Source organism: Streptomyces sp. NPDC048352 (assembly GCF_040651895.1).
GTDB lineage: Bacteria > Actinomycetota > Actinomycetes > Streptomycetales > Streptomycetaceae > Streptomyces.
This window is the reverse complement of sequence record NZ_JBEZKZ010000019.1, coordinates 23009-43225: the sequence shown is the minus strand read 5'-3', so window position 1 is coordinate 43225 and position 20217 is coordinate 23009. Positions and strand designations below refer to the sequence as shown.

Sequence of the window (20217 nt, the reverse complement as noted above, 5' to 3'; positions counted from 1 at the left end):
CGCGGAGCCGCCACGGCGCGTACGAGGATGAACGGGTTGATACTCGCCGCAGGGGCGCCCGGGCGGCCCCGTGGATCTCACCGATAGAGGCGGTGCGGGATGCAGTTCGACGACGACGCCAATCTGGACACCTCCGAGGTCAAGGACGTCCGCGGCAGCCGCGTCCCGGGCGGGAGGGCCACGGTGGGCGGCGGCCTGGTCGGTCTGATCGCACTGGTCCTGGGGCTGATCTTCGGAGTGGGCCCGGAGCAGCTGGGCCTGTCCGACGGGAGCCCGGAGCCCGCGGCCACCGCCTCCTCGGCCGCCCAGGTGCAGCAGACCTGCAGGACGGGGCAGGACGCCAACACCCGCGAGGACTGCCGGCTCGTCGCGGTGGTGAACAGCACCCAGGACTACTGGAGGCAGGAGTTCCAGAAGCGCGGGGGCGCCTACCGCCCGGCGTCGACGGTCTTCTTCGCCGGCCGGGTGAACACGGCCTGCGGGGCGGCTACCAAGGCGGTCGGCCCCTTCTACTGCCCCGGTGACCGGCAGGTCTACCTGGACCTGGGCTTCTTCGACGAGCTGCGCACGACGTTCGGGGCGAGCGGCGGCCCCTTCGCCCAGGCGTACGTCGTCGCCCACGAGTACGGACACCACGTCCAGAACCTGACCGGAACCCTCCAGCGGGCCCAGGACGGCCGGCAGGGCGCGAACAGCAACGCGGTGAAGGTCGAGCTCCAGGCCGACTGCTACGCGGGCGTGTGGGCGCACAACGCGACGAGGACCCCGGACGAGTCCACGGGACGGCCGCTGATCAGCAGCCTCACCGACCAGGACATCAGGGACGGGCTGGACGCGGCGGCGGCGGTGGGCGACGACCGGATCCAGGAGAAGTTCCAGGGCCGGGTCACCCCCGAGTCCTGGACGCACGGCTCGGCGGAGCAGCGCCAGCAGTGGTTCTACCAGGGCTACCGCACGGGCGACATGGCCCAGTGCGACACGTTCCGCTGACGGTCGGCGGCGCCTGCCATGCTGTGACGCGGATCACCGTCACGAGAGGGAGTGACCGCCATGGCAGGCGTTCCGTCCATCTGCCCCACGCTGCTCTACCGCGACGCGAAGGCAGCGATCCGCCAGCTCACGGAGGCTTTCGGGTTCACGCAGGTCGCGGTCTACGAGAGCGATGACGGCTCGGTGATGCACGCGGAGCTGGCGTACGGCAACGGCGCGGTGATGCTGGGCAGCAAGGGGCGCGGCGGCGTCTTCGACCGGGCCATGGAGGCCGCCGGACCGGCGGGGGTCTACGTCGTGGTCGGCGACGTCGACGCCCATCACCGCCGGGCGGCCGAACACGGCGTGGAGATCCTGATGGAGCCGACCGACCAGGACTACGGCTCGCGGGACTACATGGCGCGGGACGCCGAGGGCAACGTCTGGAGCTTCGGGACGTACGCGCCGCAGCTGTGACGCCGCGGCGCGGGCGGGCGTACGCCTCCCCGCGCGCCCGCGTACGGCGAGGCGCCGGGTCGTGGGGGGGCGGGTCAGCCGCCGCCGGTGTGGACCTGGAAGGCGGCCCGGCGGACCGCCTTGGCCAGGGCCGGGTCGGGGTGCGCGGCGGCGAGGGCGACCAGCACCTGCACCGTGCGGGGGTGGCCGACCGCGCGGACCTCGTCCAGCAGCCGGGGGACGGTGGTGCGGACGGCGGAGTCGAGGTGCCGGGCGAGCAGGTCGGCCTCGCCGTGGTCGGCGATGGCCGCCGCCGTGTCCACCCAGAGCCAGGTCGACTCCTCGGGGGTGAGCACGTCCTGGGCCTCGTCGGGGTCCACCCCGTCGTGCTCGGCGAGCCAGAGCAGGGCGTACGGCCGCAGCACGGCTTCCCGCAGGGCCGCGCGCACCTCGGGCTCGGCGGGGGCGCCGACCACCCGCAGGGCCTCGAAGGCCAGCCCGCGCAGCAGGGCGTCCTCGCCGCGGGCGGCGTGCAGCAGCTCGCTGACGGCGTGGCCGACGGGGCGGGCGGCGAGCCAGGCCTGGTATTCGGCGCGGGCCGGTCCGGGGGTGAGCCGGGCACAGCCGTGCAGCATGGCGGCGGCCGACTGCTCGATGTTGCCGGCCGGGCTCTGGGCGGCCACGCAGATCTGCTCCAGCTTCACCCACACGGCCCAGCTGCCGAGGGGGGTGAGGGTGGCCCGGGCGGGGCCGAGGGTGACGGCGTCGACGGCGGCGAGGCCGCCCAGGGCCCAGCGCAGCAGCCGGGCGAGCGGGAGCGGCCGGGGTTCGGCGGGGGCGCCGCAGCCGGTGGCGGTCTCCGCGCCGTAGGGGACCTCGCAGCGCTCGTCGCGCAGTTCGGTGACGCGCTGGCCGAGGAGGTCCAGGAGGTCCGGGACGCTCACCGGGCCGGCGGACAGCTGGAGCAGCGACAGCAGTTGCGGCATCGCCTCGACCACCTCGGCGACGGCCGAGGGGGCGATGTCGGCGGGGGCCGGGTGGACGAGGGACCAGGCGTCGAAGAGGGCGACCCAGCCGCGCAGTACGGCGGTGTCGTCCCGGTCCCACGCGCGCAGCCGCCAGCCGGGGCGGGCGTGTCCGCCGTGCACCTCGACAAGGCCGGAGAGGCGGGCGCGGTCCCAGCCGACCTGGATCTGCCCGTGCGTCAGGCCCAGGTCGTCGGCGGCGCGTTCGACGTCGGCCGCGGGCAGGGCGCCCGCGGGGGCGGGGCGGCCGCCGTCGCCCGCGCCGAGGTGCAGCTCGGCCCAGCGGGCGAGCCGTACCGCGTCGGCGAGGGAGGTGCGGGCGCGGTTCGCCAGGTCCGCCCTGGCGGGGGTGCCCGCCGGGGGCCGGGTGGCCGGCCGGGTTCGCCGGTCGGTCACCGCCTTGCGCGCCGTGGCGACGGAGCGCTGGGAGACGAGTCGGAGTCTGGAGTCGCGAGCCAACTGCTCATCAGGCTTTCGGGACGTCACGGAAGCAGTCTCGCCCGTCACTGGCCGAAAGCCCAAACGGAACCGGTCGTTTCCACAGGTCACGGGCCGGATGAACCGGGAGGAATCCCCCATGCCGTCCCGTCCGCCCCAGGCCCTTCACCCTCCGCGCCGCATCGCACCTCACATGAGGGGGACGAGGAAGCGGCGCAGCGCCTCCTCGTACCGGAGCGGGTCGGCGTTCCACATCGCCCCGTGCCCCGCGTCCATGACGGTGTGCAGGGTGACCAGGTCGGGCCGGGCGGCGGCGAGCCGGCGGGAGGGCTCCCAGGGGGCGATGGTGTCGGCGGGCCCGTGGAAGAGCAGGACGGGGACGCTCAGCGCGCCGGGGTCCGCGGCGGGGGCCCGGTGGTCGGCGCGCAGCCCGGCGCGGCCCTCGGCGGCGCGGACCGCGAGCGGGAGCAGCGGGGCGGGGGTGCGGCGGGCGGCGGCGAGCGCGCGCAGGGTGGTGTGCCAGTCCAGGACGGGCGAGTCGAGGACGACCCCGGAGATCCGCCCGGCCAGGGCGGAGCGCTCGACGGCGCGCAGGGCCATGGTGGCTCCGGTGGACCAGCCGTACAGCACCACGCGGCGGGCCCCGTAGCGCAGGGCGTAGCGGATGGCGGCGTCCAGGTCGCGCCACTCGGACTCGCCGAGGTGGCCGAGGCCGTCGGGGGAGGCGGGGGCGCCGAGGTCGCCGCGGTAGGCGAGGTCGAGCACGGGGAGGCGGTGGCCGTGCAGGAAGGGCATGACCGCCATCGGGTGCTCCCGGGTGGTGCCGAGCCCGTGGACGGTGATCACCCAGGTGCCCCGGGCGCCAGGCAGGAACCAGGCGGGGAGCGGGCCGAGCTCCCCGGGGACGTCCACGTCGGCGTGGTCCAGCCCGAGGGCGGTGCGGGGGTTGCCCCGGTGCACCTGGGGGGTGAGGGCGACCCGCATGCCGGGGGTCAGGCTGCCGTGGGTGACGGCGAGCAGGCGGCGTACGACGGTGTCGGGGGCGTGCGGGACGCCGGTGAGGACGGAGCCGACCACGGCGTGCACCCCGGGCGCCTCCAGTCCGTGGACACCGGGGCGCAGGGAGGCCAGCGAGCGGGTGAGGGCGATCCGGCCGGGGGCGGTGGAGTGGACGCTCAGCGGGGGGCCGCCGGGCAGGGGGCGGCCGGGTTCGGGCCGCAGGGCGGCGTCGGCGGCGTACCGGCCGGCCGCGACCGCGGCTGCTCCGGCACCAATCAGGGTCGTGGTGACGGCCGCTGCCGTCGCTGTGGCGGTACGCACCGCTCCAGTCTCGGGGCGGGGCGGCCGGCGGGCCACCGGAGGAGATCATTCCGGTCAGGAGGCCCGCGTCGGCGGGCGCGGGCCGCGCCGGCCGCGGGGATGCCGCCCGCGAGCTCCGCGAGCGGAATGCGGGGCGGCCTCAAGTGGAGTGATCTAGCTCTCCTCCGGGCGTCCGGAGGGGGATCCCGCAGGACCGCGGAACCTGCCGGAAGGGTCCGTTCACCCCGCTTTGACGTGCATGAACCGGGATAACTACAAAAGAACCGGGCGAATGACCCGATCGTGTGGCGCGTGAGGACACCGTGTCGCCCGAGTCAGTTCATCTTCCGTTCACCCAGGTTGCCTACGGTCGCCGTGCCACTGACGCCAAACAGAAGCCTGGGTAAATGGAGCACATAACGCTTCTCCTCGGGATCGTGATCATCACCGCTCTCGTGTTCGACTTCACGAACGGTTTCCACGACACAGCCAACGCGATGGCGACCACCATCTCGACCGGCGCCCTCAAGCCCAAGACGGCGGTGGCCATGTCCGCCGTGCTCAACCTCGTCGGCGCGTTCATGTCCGTGGAGGTCGCCAAGACGATCTCCAAGGGCCTGGTCAACGAGGAGGGCATCCAGCCCGAGGTGATCTTCGCCGCCCTGGTCGGCGCGATCCTCTGGAACCTCGTCACCTGGCTGGTCGGCCTCCCCTCCAGTTCCTCCCACGCTCTGATGGGCGGCCTGATCGGTGCGGCCGTCGCCTCCGCCGGCCTCGGCGCGGTCAACGGCAGCGTCGTCGTCACCAAGGTGCTGATCCCCGCCGTCGCCGCCCCGATCGTGGCCGGTGCGGCCGCGATGCTGGCCGCGAAGGTCACGTACAAGCTGAACGGCAAGGTCGGCGAGAAGACCTCCGCCAAGGGCTACAAGGCCGGCCAGATCGCCTCCGCCGGCCTGGTCTCCCTCGCCCACGGCACCAACGACGCGCAGAAGACGATGGGCATCATCACCCTGGCCCTGGTCGCCGGCGGCGCGCTCGCGCCCGGCTCCAACCCGCCGGTCTGGGTCATCGTCTCCGCCGGCCTGGCCATCGCCATGGGCACCTACCTGGGCGGCTGGCGCATCATCCGCACCATGGGCAGCGGCCTCACCGACCTCCAGCCGCAGCAGGGCTTCGCCGCCCAGACCTCGGCCGCCAGCGTCATCCTGGCCTCCTCGAACCTCGGCTTCTCCCTCTCCACCACGCACGCCTGCTCCGGCGCCGTCATGGGCGCGGGCCTGGGCCGCAAGGGCGGCGTGGTCCGCTGGTCCACCGCCACCCGCATGTTCGTCGCGTGGGGCCTGACCCTGCCGGCCGCCGCCCTCGTCGCCTCCGGCGCCGAGCTGGTCATGCGCACCGGTGACGTCGGCGTCGCCGCCGTCGCGGCCTTCCTGGTCGCCTCCTGCGCCGCCATCTGGGTGATCTCCCGCCGCCAGGTCGTCGACCACACCAACGTCAACGAGGAGGCCGCGGCCTCCTCCACGGGCGAGCAGCCCGGCGTGGTCACCACCGCCATGGCCGCCGTCGCCGTCCCGCCGGTCGCGGGCACCACCGCCGCGGTGACCGACGAGGACCTCAGGGCCACCATCCCGGCCGTGACGGCCACCCCGGCGACCCCCGCGGCCCCGGCCGCAGCGGTCTGACCCCGAGAACGACAGAGGAAACGGCAGTATGAAGATCGACTGGGCAGCACTCGGCTCCGTCTTCGGGGTCAGCCTCTCCGCCACCGTCGCCCTCGTGGCCCTCTTCTCCCTGGGCCTGGTGGGCCTGTCCAAGCACGAGGCCGCCACCGAGCGGGGCGGGGCCGCGACCATGGCCCGCAGCGGCGCCTACGCCTGCTTCGCGCTCTGCGCCGCGGCCGTCGCCTACGGGATCTACCTGATCGTCAGCTGACACCGGCGCACCGCGTACGAAAGCTCCCTCCGGGTCCACCGGAGGGAGCTTTCGCGTGCCCGCGCCCCTTCCCGGCCCTCCGTCCCGCCAGGTCAACGGCAAGTTGACGGGCGTTCGCGGGGCGTGGTGGACTGCCCGAGCCAACACGGCGGCATGGAGAGGAAGTCCGGTGCGAATCCGGCGCGGTCCCGCCACTGTCACCGGGGAGCGCACGCGGCGCGTGCGTCCCGGGAGCCAGGAACTCTCGCCGCCGGACACGTCGAACCAGGGCGCGGACCCTGAGTGAGGACATACCTGCCACCATGCGTGCCGACCGCGTCTTCGCGTACGGCGTCACGGCGGGCCTGATCGGCGACCGGATCCTCGGGGATCCGCGCCGGGGGCACCCCGTGGCCGCCTTCGGACGAGCCGCCGCCGCCGTCGAGGGCGCCCTGTGGCGCGACGACCGCGCCCGGGGCCTCCTGCACACCCTCGTCTGCGCGGGCGGCGCCGCCGCCGTCGGCGCGCTGGGCGCGCGCGCCGTGCGCTCCCGGCCCGCGGCCGCCCGTATCGCCCTGACCGCCGCGGCCACCTGGGCCGTGGTCGGCGGCACCTCGCTCGGCCGGGAGGCCCGCGCCATCGGCGGGGCGCTCGCCGCCGGGGACGCGGAGGTGGCCCGGGAGCGGCTTCCGCACCTGTGCGGGCGGGACCCCCAGGCGCTGGACGAACAGCAGATGGCCCGAGCGGTCGTGGAGTCCGTCGCGGAGAACACCTCCGACGCGGTGGTCGGGGCCCTGGTGTGGGGCGCCGTCGCCGGGGTGCCCGGGCTGCTGGCCTTCCGCGCCGTGAACACCCTGGACGCCATGGTGGGCCACAAGTCGCCCCGCTACCTGCGCTACGGCTGGGCCTCCGCCCGGCTGGACGACGTGGCGGGCTGGCCCGGAGCCCGGCTGACGGCCCTCGCCGCCGTGGCGGCCGGTCCCGACCGGCGGGGAGCCGTACGGGCCTGGCGCGCGGACGCCGCCGCCCATCCCAGCCCCAACGCCGGCCCGGTGGAGGCCTCCTTCGCGGGTGCGCTCGGCGTCCGCCTGGGCGGGACCCTCGCGTACGGCGGCCGGGTCGAGCACCGGGCGGTATTGAACGGCGCCACCGGACGGCCGGTGGAGGTGGCGGACATCGAGCGGGCCGTACGGCTGTCGCGGCGGGTGACCTGGCTGGCGCTGGGGGCGTGCGTGGTGGCCCGGACGCTGGCCGCACGGACAGTGGCGGCACGAGGACGCGGGGGACGCCGCGTGAGGAGGGCGGGGGCATGAGCGGCGCGAAGCGCGGCGGCGGACTGCTGGTCGCGGGTACGACGTCGGACGCGGGCAAGAGCGTGGTCACGGCGGGCATCTGCCGCTGGCTGGCCCGCCAGGGCGTGAAGGTGGCCCCGTTCAAGGCCCAGAACATGTCGCTGAACTCGTTCGTGACGCGGGAGGGCGCCGAGATCGGCCGCGCCCAGGCCATGCAGGCCCAGGCGGCCCGGGTGGAGCCGACCGCGCTGATGAACCCCGTACTGCTCAAGCCGGGCGGCGACCGCAGCAGCCAGGTGGTGCTGCTGGGCAGGCCGGTGGGCGAGATGAGCGCCCGCGGCTACCACGGCGGACGCCAGGAGCAGCTCCTCGGGATCGTCACGGACTGCCTGGAACAGCTGCGGGGCACGTATGACGCCGTGATCTGCGAGGGGGCGGGCAGCCCGGCCGAGATCAACCTGCGCCGGACCGACATCGTGAACATGGGCATCGCGCGGGCCGCGCGGTTCCCCGTGGTCGTGGTCGGCGACATCGACCGGGGCGGCGTCTTCGCCTCCTTCTTCGGGACGACGGCGCTGCTCTCCCCCGAGGACCAGTCGCTGATAGCCGGGTACATGGTCAACAAGTTCCGCGGCGACGTGTCGCTGCTGGAGCCCGGCATGGAGATGCTGCGCGGCCTGACCGGGCGGTCGACGTACGGGGTGCTGCCCTTCCGGCACGGGCTGGGCATCGACGAGGAGGACGGCCTGCGGGTCTCCCTGCGGGGTGCGGTACGGGAGTCCGTGGTCGCCCCGCCGGTCGGCGAGGACGTGCTGCGGGTCGCGGTGTGCGCGGTGCCGCTGATGTCGAACTTCACCGACGTGGACGCGCTGGCGGCGGAGCCGGGCGTGGTCGTGCGGTTCGTGGACCGGGCCGAGGAGCTGGCCGACGCCGACCTGGTCGTCGTACCGGGCACGCGCGGCACGGTGAAGGCCTTGGAGTGGCTGCGCGAGCGCGGGCTCGCGGCCTCGCTGGCGCGGCGGGCCGCCGAGGGGCGTCCGGTGCTGGGCATCTGCGGCGGCTTCCAGGCGCTGGGCGAGCACATCGAGGACGAGGTCGAGTCCAAGGCGGGCTCCGTGGCGGGGCTCGGACTGCTGCCGGTGCGGGTGCGCTTCGCGGCGGACAAGACGCTGGCCCGGCCGACGGGTACCGCCCTCGGCGAGCCGGTGGAGGGGTACGAGATCCACCACGGGGTCGCCGAGGTGCTGGGCGGGGAGCCGTTCCTCGACGGGTGCCGGGTCGGGTCCGTGTGGGGCACCCACTGGCACGGCTCCCTGGAGTCGGACGGCTTCCGCCGGGCGTTCCTGCGGGAGGTCGCCGCGGCTGCCGGGCGCCGCTTCGTGCCGGCCCCGGACACGTCCTTCGCCGCGCTGCGGGAGGAACAGCTGGACGTGCTGGGCGACCTGATCGCCGAACACGCCGACACGGATGCGCTGCTCCGGCTGATCGAGTCCGGCGCCCCGGCGGGCCTCCCGTTCCTCCCCCCGGGCGCGCCGTGAGCACGGCGGCCCTGCGGGGCTGTTCCCCTACCCGCCCTTCCCCCGTTCCCAGGGGCTCCGCCCCTGACCCCGGTCCTCGAACGCCGGACGGGCTGGACGTTCGGCCCCGCCGGCGTTCGAGGCGCGGGGGTCCGGGGGCGGAGCCCCCCGGGGAACGGGCGCACCCCACTCGTCACAGCCCGTGCCCGCGTACCCGTACCCACGAAGGAGGGGCAACCGTATGAGCACGCCCTACCCGTTCACGGCCGTGGTCGGCCAGACCGACCTGCGCCTCGCGCTCCTGCTCAACGCCGTGAGCCCGGCGGTCGGCGGCGTGCTCGTGCGCGGGGAGAAGGGGACCGCCAAGTCCACCGCCGTGCGCGCGCTGTCCGCGCTGCTGCCGCAGGTGGACGTCGTCCCCGGCTGCCGTTTCTCGTGCGCGCCGGCCGCGCCCGATCCGGCGTGCCCCGACGGTCCCCACGAGCCCGGGTCCACCGCCGCCCGCCCCGCCCGCATGGTCGAGCTGCCCGTCGGCGCCTCCGAGGACCGGCTCGTCGGCGCCCTCGACATCGAGCGGGCCCTCGCGGAGGGCGTGAAGGCCTTCGAGCCGGGGCTGCTCGCCGACGCGCACCGGGGCATCCTGTACGTCGACGAGGTCAACCTGCTCCACGACCACCTCATCGACCTGCTCCTGGACGCCGCCGCCATGGGCGCCTCCTACGTGGAGCGCGAGGGCGTCTCCGTACGGCACGCCGCCCGCTTCCTGCTCGTCGGCACGATGAACCCGGAGGAGGGCGAGCTGCGCCCGCAGCTCCTGGACCGGTTCGGGCTGACCGTCGAGGTCGCGGCCTCCCGGGAGCCCGAGCAGCGGGTCGAGGTGGTGCGCCGCCGGCTCGCGTACGAGGACGATCCCGCCGGCTTCGCCGCCCGCTGGGCCGGGGACGAGCACGAGGTGCGCGCCCGGGTCGTGGCCGCCCGGGCGCTGCTCCCCCAGGTCCGGCTCGGGGACACCGCGCTGCTCCAGATCGCCGCCACCTGCGCCGGGTTCGAGGTCGACGGCATGCGCGCCGACATCGTGATGGCCCGTACCGCGACGGCGCTGGCGGCCTGGGCCGGGCGGACCTCCGTGCGCAAGGAGGACGTCCGGCAGGCCGCCCTGCTGGCCCTCCCCCACCGGCGCCGGCGCAACCCGTTCGACGCGCCCGGGCTGGACGAGGACAAGCTGGACGAGATCCTGGACCGGTTCCCCGACGAGGAGCCGGAGCCCGAGCCGGACCCGGAGCCCGAAGGCCCGGACGACGGCGGCGGCCCGGACGGCGGCCCCGACGGCGGGCCGGACGGGGACGGCGGCGGGGTGCCCCCGCAGGGCGGGCCCGAGACCGGCCACGCCCCCGACGCGCCCGAGGAGACGGCCGCCCCGGAAGCCGAGGCCCCCGAGCCGCAGCCCTCCGCCCCGCAGGCCGGCTCCGGCGGCGGGGCCGAGCAGGCCGCCGTACGGGCCGCCGAGCCGTTCCGCACCAAGATGCTCAGCGTGCCCGGCCTCGGCGAGGGCGCGGCCGGGCGGCGCTCGCGCGCCCGTACCGCGCACGGCCGCACCACCGGCGCCCAGCGTCCCCGCGGCCAGCTGACGAAGCTGCACCTGGCGGCCACCGTGCACGCCGCCGCCCCGCACCAGAAGGCGCGCGGACGCGCCGGGCGCGGCCTCGTCGTGCGCAAGGACGACCTGCGCCAGGCCACCCGGGAGGGCCGCGAGGGCAATCTCGTGCTCTTCGTCGTGGACGCCTCCGGCTCGATGGCCGCCCGGCAGCGCATGGGCGCGGTCAAGGGCGCGGTGCTCTCGCTGCTGCTGGACGCCTACCAGCGCCGGGACAAGGTCGGACTGATCACCTTCCGCGGCGCCGGCGCCGAACTCGCGCTGCCGCCCACCTCGTCGGTGGACGCGGCCGCCGCCCGGCTGGAGCGGCTGCCCACCGGTGGCCGCACCCCGCTGGCGTCGGGGCTGCTCAAGGCCCACGAGGTCCTGCGCATCGAGCGGTTGCGGGACCCCTCGCGCCGGCCGCTGCTGGTGGTCGTCACCGACGGGCGGGCCACCTCGGCGGGGGCCGTCGGCGGCGACCCGCGCGAACTGGCGGGGCGCAGCGCCCGGCTGCTGGCCGCTGACGGGACCGCCTCGGTGGTCGTGGACTGCGAGTCCGGGCCGGTCCGGCTGGGGCTGGCGGGGGCGCTGGCCGCCGATCTGGGCGGGCCCGCCGTGACCCTCGACGGGCTGCGGGCCGACTCACTGGCCGGGCTCGTGAAGAACGTACGCAGCGCAGTGACCGACACTGCGCTGTCCAACAGCGCCACCAGGAGGGCCGCGTAATGCCGCAGGGACAGCCGACCGTCGTACCGGACGACGGACTCACGACGCGTCAGCGCCGCAACCGTCCGCTCGTCTTCGTCCACACCGGCCCGGGCAAGGGCAAGTCGACGGCCGCCTTCGGGCTGGCGCTGCGCGCCTGGAACCAGGGCTGGCCGATCGGGGTGTTCCAGTTCGTGAAGTCGGCCAAGTGGAAGGTCGGCGAGGAGAACGCGCTCAAGGTGCTGGGCGCCTCCGGCGAGGGCGGCCCGGTCGTCTGGCACAAGATGGGCGAGGGCTGGTCCTGGGTCCAGCGGGACGCGCAGCTCGACAACGAGCAGGCGGCCAAGGAGGGCTGGGAGCAGGTCAAGCGCGATCTGGCGGCCGAGACGCACCGGCTGTACGTGCTCGACGAGTTCGCGTACCCGCTGCACTGGGGCTGGATCGACGTGGACGAGGTGATCGAGGTGCTGCGGGACCGCCCCGGTACCCAGCACGTGGTCATCACCGGCCGCAACGCCCCGCAGAAGCTCGTGGAGTTCGCGGACCTCGTCACCGAGATGACCAAGGTCAAGCACCCCATGGACGCCGGCCAGAAGGGCCAGAAGGGCATCGAGTGGTGACGTCCGTGAACGTGCCCCGGCTGGTCATCGCCGCGCCGTCCTCCGGCAGCGGCAAGACCACCGTGGCGACGGGCCTGATGGCGGCCTTCGCGGAGCGCGGCCTCGCCGTGTCCCCGCACAAGGCCGGGCCCGACTACATCGACCCCGGGTACCACGCGCTGGCCACGGGCCGGCCGGGCCGCAACCTGGACGCCTTCATGTGCGGGCCGGAGCTGGTCGGCCCGCTGTTCGCGCACGGCTCCGCCGGGTGCGACCTCGCGGTGGTCGAGGGCGTGATGGGGCTCTACGACGGGGCCGCCGGGCGCGGTGAGCTGGCGTCGACGGCGCAGGTGGCGAAGCTGCTGCGGGCGCCGGTGGTGCTGGTGGTGGACGCCTCCTCGCAGTCGCGGTCGGTGGCGGCGCTGGTGCACGGCTTCGCCTCGTTCGACCCGCAGGTGCGGCTCGGCGGGGTGATCCTCAACAAGGTGGGCTCCGACCGGCACGAGGTGATGCTGCGCGAGGCGCTGGAGGAGGCCGGGATGCCGGTCCTCGGTGTGATGCGGCGGGCCCCGCAGGTGGCGACGCCGTCCCGGCACCTGGGGCTGGTTCCGGTGGCCGAGCGGCGGGCCGACGCCCTCGCGGCGGTGGCGGCGCTGGCCGGGCAGGTGCGGGCGGGCTGCGACCTGGACGCGCTGATGGCCCTGGCGCGGACGGCTCCGGCGCTGGACTGCGCGCCGTGGTCGCCGGCGCCCGCGGAGCCGGCCGTCCCGGGGGGCCGGCGTCCGGTGGTCGCCGTCGCCGGCGGGGCCGCGTTCACGTTCTCGTACGCCGAGCACGCGGAGCTGCTGACGGCCGCCGGAGCCGAGGTGGTCACCTTCGACCCGCTCCGGGACGAGGCCCTCCCCGAGGGGACCGCCGGACTGGTGATAGGCGGCGGGTTCCCCGAGGTGTACGCCCCCGAGCTGTCGGCGAACGAGCCGCTGCGGGCGGCCGTCGCGGACTTCGCCGCCGCCGGCGGGCCGGTCGCCGCCGAGTGCGCCGGGCTGCTGTACCTGGCCCGGTCCCTCGACGGGAAGCCCATGTGCGGGGTGCTCGACGCCGACGCGCGGATGTCGGAGCGGCTCACGCTCGGCTACCGGGAGGCGGTGGCGGTCTCCGACAGCGCCCTGGCCGTCGCCGGGACGCGGATGCGGGGGCACGAGTTCCACCGGACGGTGACCGAGCCCGGCGCCGGGGACGCGCCGGCGTGGGGGTTCGTCCATCCCGAACGCCGCGTCGAGGGCTTCGTACGGCAGGGCGTGCACGCCAGCTACCTGCACACCCACTGGGCGGCGGAGCCCTCGGTCGCCCGGCGCTTCACGCGGGCGGCGGCAGCGTACCGGTGACCCGCTCCCCCGGCCCGGGGTCAGTCCGCGAGGCCGACCACCAGCCAGATCCCGGCCACCCCGCCCACCGTGCACATCAGCGTGGACAGGGCGGGGTGCCTGTGGTGCGCCTCGGGAAGGATCTCGGCGGCCGCCAGGTAGAGCAGGGCGCCGCCGAAGAATCCGAGGTACGCCCCGAGCGGTTCCTCCGGAAGGGTGAACAGCAGGGTGGACGCGGCGCCCACGACCGGCGCCACGGCGTCCGCGAAGAGCATCATCAGGGCCCTGCGGCGGGCGTTCCCGTACAGGCGGGTGAGCGTGTACGTGTTGAACCCGTCGGCGAAGTCGTGGGTGACGACCGCCAGGGCGACGGCCGCGCCCATGCCGCCGCCGACCTGGAAGGCCGCGCCGAGCGCCACCCCGTCGGCCACGCTGTGGCCGACCATCGCGGCGGCCGCCGTGAGCCCGACCTGGGGGACGCGGCCGCCGCCGGGGCCGTGGCCGTGGCCGTGGCCGTGGCCGTCCGGGGTGGTCGCCGCGCCGTTGTTCGCCGCGCCGTGCGCGGCCTGGCGCACGGCGAGCAGGCGTTCCACCACGTGGGCGACCAGGAAGCCGCCCACGAAGAGCAGCAGGGCCAGCGGGACGCCGAACACCTCGCCGCCGGCCGCGTGCATCGCCTCCGGCAGCAGGTCGAGGCCGACCACGCCGAGCATCAGCCCGCCGGCCAGGCCGAGCACCAGGTGGCGGCGGTCGGTGACGCGTTGCGCCGTCCAGCCGCCCGCCAGCGTCATCAGGAACGCGCCCAGAGCCACGATCACCGCCATGTGCCCCTGGATACCGACTGGCGGCCCGGTGCGCACTTCCGCGCGCGGGCGGCGGACGACACGGTGTTGACGACGGACCGAGGAAAGAAGGGGGACTGATCCCGGTGGGTGAGTACGTGACGCGGCTGGTGGTCGGGGTCGGCGGGCGGGCGGGGGTCTCCGTCGCGGAGGTCTGCGCGCTGGTCGAGGAGACGCTGCGGGGGGCCGGGCTGGCCACGGGGGCGGTGACGGCGCTGGCCACGGTGGAGGCGAAGGTGCGGGAGCCGGGGATCGCGGGGGCGGCGGAACGTTTCGGCGTGCCGCTGGTCGGCTATCCCGCCGAGGAGCTCGCGCGGATCGCGGTCCCGCACCCCTCCTCCGCAGTGTGGGACGCCTCCGGGACGGCCTCGGTGGCGGAGGCCGCGGCGCTGGCGGGCGGCGGAGAGCTCCTCGTGCCGAAGCGCCGGTCGGTGGCGGCGACGTGCGCGGTGGCCACCGCCGAGGAGCACGACCTGCGCCACCACGGGGACGCGGAGGTGGCGGACGCGGGCGGCGCGCTGGTGGACCTCGCGGTGAACGTCCGCTCGGACACGCCGCCCCAGTGGCTCAAGGAGCGGATCGCGTCCTGCCTCGGAGACCTCGCCGCGTACCCGGACGGGCGGGCGGCGCGGGCGGCGGTGGCGGCGCGGCACGGGGTACCGGCCGAACGGGTGCTGCTGACGGCGGGGGCGGCCGAGGCGTTCGTCCTGATCGCGCGGGCCCTGGGCGCCGTACGGCCGGTCGTGGTGCACCCGCAGTTCACGGAGCCGGAGGCAGCGCTGCGGGACGCGGGGCACCGGGTGGAGCGGGTGGTCCTGCGGCCCGAGGACGGCTTCCGGCTGGACCCGGCGGCGGTGCCGGAGGAAGCCGACCTGGTGGTCGTCGGCAACCCGACCAACCCGACGTCCGTCCTGCACCCGGCGCGGGCGCTGGCCGCGCTGGCCCGGCCGGGGCGGATCCTGGTGGTGGACGAGGCGTTCATGGACGCGGTCCCGGGCGAACGGGAAGCGCTGGCCGGGCGGATGGACGTGCCGGGGCTGGTGGTGCTGCGGAGCCTGACGAAGACCTGGGGGCTGGCGGGGCTGCGGATCGGGTACGTCCTGGCGGAGCCGGAGGTCATCGCGAAGCTGGCCGCCGTGCAGCCGCTGTGGCCGGTGTCGACGCCGGCGCTGGTCGCGGCGCAGGCGTGCGTGTCGCCGCGGGCGCTGGCCGAGGCGGAGGCCGCGGCGCGGCAGATCGCGGTGGACCGGGAGCACCTGCTGGCGGGGCTGGCGGAGTTCGAGGAGGTGACGGTGTCGGGGGTGGCCGAGGGCCCGTTCGTCCTGATCCGGATCCCCGGCGCGGCGGAGGTCCGCACCCGGCTGCGCGCGCTGGGCTTCGCGGTCCGGCGGGGCGACACCTTCCCGGGGCTGGACGCGACCTGGCTCCGCCTGGCGGTCCGCGACCGCGCGACGACGGGAAGCCTGCTCCAGGCACTGGACCACGCCCTCGCGCTGGCCGCGCGGTAGGGGTCCCGCCGCTGCCCGGCGAGGCGGCCGCCGGCGTCCCGGCGGGGCGGGGCCGGAGGCGGGGTGGCTGCGCGTCGGCCGGGGGCGGCGGCGCCTACGATGGCGGGAACTGCGACGAGGGGGCGGCACATGAAGGCGGCGACGCGAATAGGCCTCGGCCTGGCGGGACTGGCGGTGGTCGGCGGAGCCGTGTACGCCGCGCCCCGGTTCCTGGAGCACGGCGCCGACACCGCCGAGCAGCGGCTCGGGGCCCGGCCCGGCACCAGCAAGGCGGCTCCGGCCGGGACGCCGTTCACGCTGGTGGCGACGGGCGACATCATCCCGTACCCCTCGATCATCCAGCGTTCGCAGGACGACGCCGGCAAGCCCGGCGAGTACGACTTCCGGAAGATACTGGCGGGCGTCAAGCCCCTCGTGGCCGCCGCCGACCTGGCGATATGCCACCACGAGATACCGTACGGAAGGCCCGGCGGCCCCTACACCGGCTACCCCGCCTTCAAGGCGCCGCACCAGCTGGCCGACGCCCTCAAGGACGCCGGGTACGACAGCTGTTCCACCGCCTCGAACCACACCCTCGACGACGGCTACGACGGCCTCACCCGCACCCTCGACCACCTCGACCGCGTCGGCCTGCGGCACGTCGGCTCGGCGCGCAGCGCCGAGGAGGCCAAGGCGCCTGCGCTGCTCTCGGCCGGCGGCGCGAAGGTCGCCCAGCTGGACTACACGTACGGGACGAACGGCATACCGCTCCCGGCCGGCAAGCCCTGGGCCGTGAACTTGATCGACCAGGGCCGGATCATCGCCGACGCCCGCGCGGCGCGGGCGGCCGGCGCGAACGTCGTCGTCCTCAGCATCCACTGGGGTACCGAGTGGCAGACGGCGCCCGACCAGCAGCAGCGCGATCTGGCACAGGCGCTGACGGCCTCTCGCGGGGCCGACGGCCTGCCCGACATCGATCTGGTCCTCGGTACGCACAACCACGTGCCGCAGCCCTACGAGAAGATCAACGGTACCTGGGTGGTGTTCGGCATGGGCGACCAGGTCGCCAGCTTCTACGAGCCCGAGAAGGCCCGGGGCAACATGTCCTCGATCCCCCGCTTCACCTTCGCCCCGGCGGCGGCGTACAGCGGCCGCTGGGAGGTGGTCAAGGCCGAGTACCTGACGCAGTACTCGGACATGGGCCCGCCGTTCCGGGTCGTCTGCGCCTCCTGCGCGGCGGACCGCCCCGAGTACGCCCGGGTCGACAAGGAGGTCACCGCGGCCGTCACCTCGCGCGGTGCCGTCGGCCAGGGGCTGGAGCACGCCTCCCGCTGAGCGTCAGCGGGTCCTGCCGCGCCGGGTCACGACGAGTGCGCCGGCGCCGATGCCGAGCAGGAGCAGGGCGCCGCCGGCGACGTAGGGGGTCACCGAACCGGCTCCGGTCTCGGCGAGGTTGGCCTGCGTCGTGCTCCGCGTCGCGGTCTGCGGCTTGACGTCGGGCGTGGTCGCCGGCCGGGGGCCGGGCGCGGCCCGGCCGGGTGCCTCGCAGTGCGCTTCGGCGAGCACGACCTCGCCGTCGACCTGGGCGACGTTCAGGTTGAGCGGGTTGACCGTCACCTTCAGGCGCAGGGCGGCCGCCGCGGCGGTGGTGGAGGTGGTCTGCGTACCGGAGAGCTCCAGGGAGACCTGGCCGACGCCGGGGACCTCGACCTGGGTGGGGCCGCCGGCGGTCAGGGTGACCTTCTTGCCGAGGGCGGTGACCGTCCCGAGGACGTTCGCGGAGGCGACCGGCTTCTTGCCCGCCTCGCAGACGGCCTTGGAGGTGACCTTCTCCACCTCGACGAGGGAGAGCGCGGGCAGCCCGGGGACGTGCACGCGGGCGTGGGCGAGGTTCGACTCGGCCTGGGCGCGGTCCTTGTCGGCGGTGGCCTTGGCGGTGGCGACGTCCGCCCGCAGGACGCTGACCGGCCGGCCCTGTTCGGCGCCGTCGAGGGTGACGGTGAGGGCCGTCTTCTCGGCGGTGGCGGGGGCGGTGACCTCGTTGAGGCTGGCCTTCAGCGGCACGTGCACGGCCTTGTTGAGCAGGCCCACGTCCAGCCCGGCCCGCAGGACGACGGCGCCGGACGTTCCCTCCTTGCCGGCCGCGCCGTCCGCGGCGAGGGCGGGCGGTGCGGCGAGCAGGGCCACCGCCCCCGTGGCGAGCAGGACGGCCGCGGGCATGCGGAAGGTGTTGCTGTTCAAGATGGTGGAACCCCCGGGGAGATGGGTGCCGCCGCGGCGCCAATGGGGGACATCGCGCACGCCGACGGCTTCGACGTTCGAAATCCTTACGCACGGAGAGTGAACGGTCAGCAGCCTGACGTGAGTTCACCCCAAAGGGTGGTTTCCACGCATGTATTCGATTTTCCGCGCCCCATCGACACCGTCCGGCACACGCGTCAGGCCCGGACCACGCCGTTCACGATCACCCGCTCCGGCTGGGCCAGGGCCCGTACGTCGGCCCGCGGGTCGGCGGCGTAGACCACGAGGTCGGCCGGGGCGCCCTCGGTCAGACCCGGCCTGCCGAGCCATTCCCGTGCCGCCCAGGCGGTCGCCGAAAGGGCGTCCAGCGGCGGGATCCCGGCCTTCACCAGTTCCGCGACCTCCGCGGCGACCAGGCCGTGCGGCAGGGAACCCCCCGCGTCCGTGCCGACGTACACCGCGATGCCCGCGTCCCAGGCGGCCCGGACGGTGTCGTACCGGCGCTCGTGCAGCCGCCGCATGTGCGCGGACCAGCGGGGGAACTTGGCCTCGCCGCCCGCGGCGAGCTTCGGGAACGTCCCGATGTTCACCAGGGTCGGCACGATCGCCACCCCGCGCTCCGCGAACAGCGGGATGGTGTCCTCGGTGAGCCCCGTGGCGTGCTCGATGCAGTCGATGCCCGCCTCGACCAGGTCCCGCAGCGAGTCCTCCGCGAAGCAGTGCGCGGTGACCCGGGCCCCCAGCCGGTGCGCCTCGGCGATGGCGGCCGCGACCTCGGCGCGCGGCCAGCAGGCCGTCAGGTCGCCGGCGTCGCGGTCGATCCAGTCCCCCACCAGCTTCACCCAGCCGTCGCCGCGCCGGGCCTCCCGGCCCACGTACTCCACCAGCCGGTCCGGCTCGATCTCGTGGGCGTAGTTGCGGATGTAGCGGCGGGTGCGGGCGATGTGCCGGCCCGCCCGGATGATCTTGGGCAGGTCCTCGCGGCCGTCGATCCAGCGGGTGTCGGAGGGCGACCCGGCGTCCCGGATGAGGAGGGTGCCGGCGTCCCGGTCGGTGAGGGCCTGCCGTTCGGCGGTCGGGGCGTCGACCGGGCCGTGGGCGTCGAGGCCCACGTGGCAGTGCGCGTCGACCAGCCCGGGCAGCACCCAGCCGGTGACGGTGGTGACCTCGCGGGCGGCGGTCGGCCGCTCGTAGGAGATCCGCCCGCCGACGACCCACAGCTCGTCGCGGACCTCGTGGGGCCCGACGAGCACGCGTCCCTTCACATGGAGCACACCGTTGTGATCACTCATGGCGGCACTGTACGTGCGTGCTGGGTACGCTCGACCGGATACCCCCGACGAAGAGAGCACCGCCGTGACCCACCCCCTGCTGGACCTCCCGCCGCTGACCGCCGAGCGGTTCGCCTCCATCGAGGAGGGGGTCGCGCGGCTGCTGGACACCCGGCACGACGTGGTGATCACCCAGGGCGAGGCGCTGCTCCCGCTGGAGGGGTGCATCCGCTCGGGGGCGCGGCCGGGGTCGACGGCGCTGAACGTCGTCACGGGGCCGTACGGGACCACCTTCGGCAACTGGCTGCGCGACGCCGGGGCACGCGTGGTGGACCTGGCCGTGCCCTTCGACACGGCCGTCACCGGCGAGCAGGTCGCCGAGGCCCTGGCCGCGCACCCGGAGATCGACTTCGTCTCCCTGGTGCACGCCGAGGCGGCGACCGGCAACACCAACCCGGTCGCGGAGATCGGTGCGGCCGTACGGGCCCACGGGGCGCTGTTCATGCTGGACGCGGTGGCCTCGGTGGGCGCCGAGCCGCTGCTGCCGGACGCGTGGGGCGTGGACCTGTGCGTGATCGGCGCCCAGAAGGCGATGGGGGGCCCGGCGGGCGTCTCGGCGGTGTCGGTGAGCGAGCGGGCCTGGGAGCGGTTCGCGGCCAACCCGGCGGCGCCGCGCCGTTCGTACCTCTCGCTGCTCGACTGGAAGGAGCGCTGGATCGACGGCGGCCGCAAGGCGCTGCTCCACGCGCCCGCGCAGCTGGAGATGCTGGCCCTGGAGGCCTGCCTGGACCGGATCGCGGCCGAGGGGTTGGCGGGCGTGCTGGAGCGGCACGCCGCGGCCGCCCGGACCGTCCGGGCGGGTGCGGAGGTGCTCGGGGTCGCACCGTGGGTGGGGAACCCGGCGGAGGCCGCCCCGGTGGCGACCACGCTGCGGGTCGCGGACGCCTCGCTGGTGGTGGCGAAGGCCCTGGCGGCGGACCCGTCGGCGCCGCTCGCGGCGGGTGGCGGGACGCTGGCCCGGGAGATGGTCCGCGTCAACCACTACGGCCCGGCGGCATCGCCGGAGGCGGTCGGGGCGGCCCTGGGGGCGCTGGCCCGCGCCCTGGACGCCGATCCGGCGCCGGCGCTGGCGGCGGCCTCGGCGGCCTGGGCGTAACCTCCGGAG

17 protein-coding genes and 1 riboswitch are annotated in these 20217 nt (G+C 75.5%); of the genes, 12 read left to right on the top strand and 5 right to left on the bottom strand.

Features of this window, described 5'->3' with window-relative positions:
* Positions 1-99: 99 nt before the first annotated feature.
* Together AB0D45_RS13025 and AB0D45_RS13020 are read left to right on the top strand one after the other, a co-directional pair.
* Entirely contained in the window at positions 100-990 is an 891-nt protein-coding gene (locus tag AB0D45_RS13025; protein WP_362457942.1) for a neutral zinc metallopeptidase, read from the top strand.
* 60 nt (positions 991-1050) lie between these two features.
* On the top strand, positions 1051-1446 hold the full coding sequence (locus AB0D45_RS13020; protein ID WP_362457939.1) for a VOC family protein: 396 nt from the start codon (positions 1051-1053) through the stop codon (positions 1444-1446).
* Positions 1447-1520: 74 nt separating this feature from the next.
* Here AB0D45_RS13020 and AB0D45_RS13015 read toward each other — a convergent pair whose 3' ends face one another.
* Both AB0D45_RS13015 and AB0D45_RS13010 read right to left on the bottom strand, forming a co-directional pair.
* Positions 1521-2846, bottom strand: coding sequence for a hypothetical protein (locus tag AB0D45_RS13015; protein WP_361609021.1), 1326 nt, complete (start codon positions 2844-2846; stop codon positions 1521-1523).
* A gap of 231 nt (positions 2847-3077) precedes the next feature.
* Entirely contained in the window at positions 3078-4208 is a 1131-nt protein-coding gene (locus tag AB0D45_RS13010; RefSeq protein WP_361609013.1) for an alpha/beta fold hydrolase, read from the bottom strand.
* 386 nt (positions 4209-4594) lie between these two features.
* On the opposite strand from AB0D45_RS13010, the gene AB0D45_RS13005 reads away from it, so the two are divergent.
* The 7 genes from AB0D45_RS13005 (at position 4595) to AB0D45_RS12975 (ending at position 13232) form a co-directional block, all read left to right on the top strand.
* Complete coding sequence (locus tag AB0D45_RS13005) at positions 4595-5869, top strand: inorganic phosphate transporter (RefSeq protein ID WP_362457936.1); 1275 nt, start codon at positions 4595-4597, stop codon at positions 5867-5869.
* Positions 5870-5897: 28 nt separating this feature from the next.
* A complete protein-coding gene (locus AB0D45_RS13000; protein ID WP_362457933.1) occupies positions 5898-6119 on the top strand; it encodes a hypothetical protein in 222 nt (73 codons plus the stop codon).
* Between the two features lie 157 nt (positions 6120-6276).
* Positions 6277-6363: riboswitch (cobalamin riboswitch) on the top strand.
* A 58-nt stretch (positions 6364-6421) separates the two neighbouring features.
* Complete coding sequence (locus AB0D45_RS12995; protein ID WP_362457930.1) at positions 6422-7411, top strand: cobalamin biosynthesis protein; 990 nt, start codon at positions 6422-6424, stop codon at positions 7409-7411.
* The gene (locus AB0D45_RS12990; RefSeq protein WP_362457927.1) at positions 7408-8928 is read left to right on the top strand and encodes a cobyric acid synthase; all 1521 of its coding nucleotides are present in this window, start codon (positions 7408-7410) and stop codon (positions 8926-8928) included. Before AB0D45_RS12995 ends, AB0D45_RS12990 begins: the two co-directional genes overlap by 4 nt.
* A 220-nt stretch (positions 8929-9148) precedes the next feature.
* The gene (locus tag AB0D45_RS12985) at positions 9149-11269 is read left to right on the top strand and encodes a putative cobaltochelatase (RefSeq protein ID WP_362457924.1); all 2121 of its coding nucleotides are present in this window, start codon (positions 9149-9151) and stop codon (positions 11267-11269) included.
* Positions 11269-11868, top strand: a complete 600-nt coding sequence (gene cobO, locus AB0D45_RS12980) for a cob(I)yrinic acid a,c-diamide adenosyltransferase (RefSeq protein WP_361610884.1) — start codon at positions 11269-11271, stop codon at positions 11866-11868. The genes AB0D45_RS12985 and cobO overlap by 1 nt, the downstream gene beginning before the upstream one ends.
* A 5-nt stretch (positions 11869-11873) precedes the next feature.
* Positions 11874-13232: a cobyrinate a,c-diamide synthase gene (locus AB0D45_RS12975; RefSeq protein ID WP_362458037.1), complete on the top strand. Its 1359-nt coding sequence runs from the start codon at positions 11874-11876 to the stop codon at positions 13230-13232.
* Between the two features lie 20 nt (positions 13233-13252).
* Here the strand turns inward: AB0D45_RS12975 and AB0D45_RS12970 are convergent, their stop codons facing one another.
* A complete protein-coding gene (locus AB0D45_RS12970; RefSeq protein WP_362457921.1) occupies positions 13253-14035 on the bottom strand; it encodes a ZIP family metal transporter in 783 nt (260 codons plus the stop codon).
* 116 nt (positions 14036-14151) lie between these two features.
* Between AB0D45_RS12970 and cobC the strand changes: the two genes are divergently transcribed.
* Positions 14152-15561: an Rv2231c family pyridoxal phosphate-dependent protein CobC gene (gene cobC, locus AB0D45_RS12965; protein ID WP_362458034.1), complete on the top strand. Its 1410-nt coding sequence runs from the start codon at positions 14152-14154 to the stop codon at positions 15559-15561.
* A 129-nt stretch (positions 15562-15690) separates the two neighbouring features.
* Positions 15691-16875 (top strand): CapA family protein, encoded by a 1185-nt coding sequence (locus AB0D45_RS12960; RefSeq protein ID WP_362457918.1) that lies wholly within the window; start codon positions 15691-15693, stop codon positions 16873-16875.
* A gap of 3 nt (positions 16876-16878) precedes the next feature.
* On the opposite strand, the gene AB0D45_RS12955 is transcribed toward AB0D45_RS12960, so the two are convergent.
* Positions 16879-17781, bottom strand: coding sequence for an SCO1860 family LAETG-anchored protein (locus tag AB0D45_RS12955; protein ID WP_362457915.1), 903 nt, complete (start codon positions 17779-17781; stop codon positions 16879-16881).
* 197 nt (positions 17782-17978) lie between these two features.
* Positions 17979-19073, bottom strand: a complete 1095-nt coding sequence (locus AB0D45_RS12950; RefSeq protein WP_362457912.1) for an amidohydrolase family protein — start codon at positions 19071-19073, stop codon at positions 17979-17981.
* Between the two features lie 64 nt (positions 19074-19137).
* Between AB0D45_RS12950 and AB0D45_RS12945 the strand changes: the two genes are divergently transcribed.
* Entirely contained in the window at positions 19138-20208 is a 1071-nt protein-coding gene (locus AB0D45_RS12945; protein ID WP_362457909.1) for an aminotransferase class V-fold PLP-dependent enzyme, read from the top strand.
* Positions 20209-20217 lie beyond the last annotated feature (9 nt).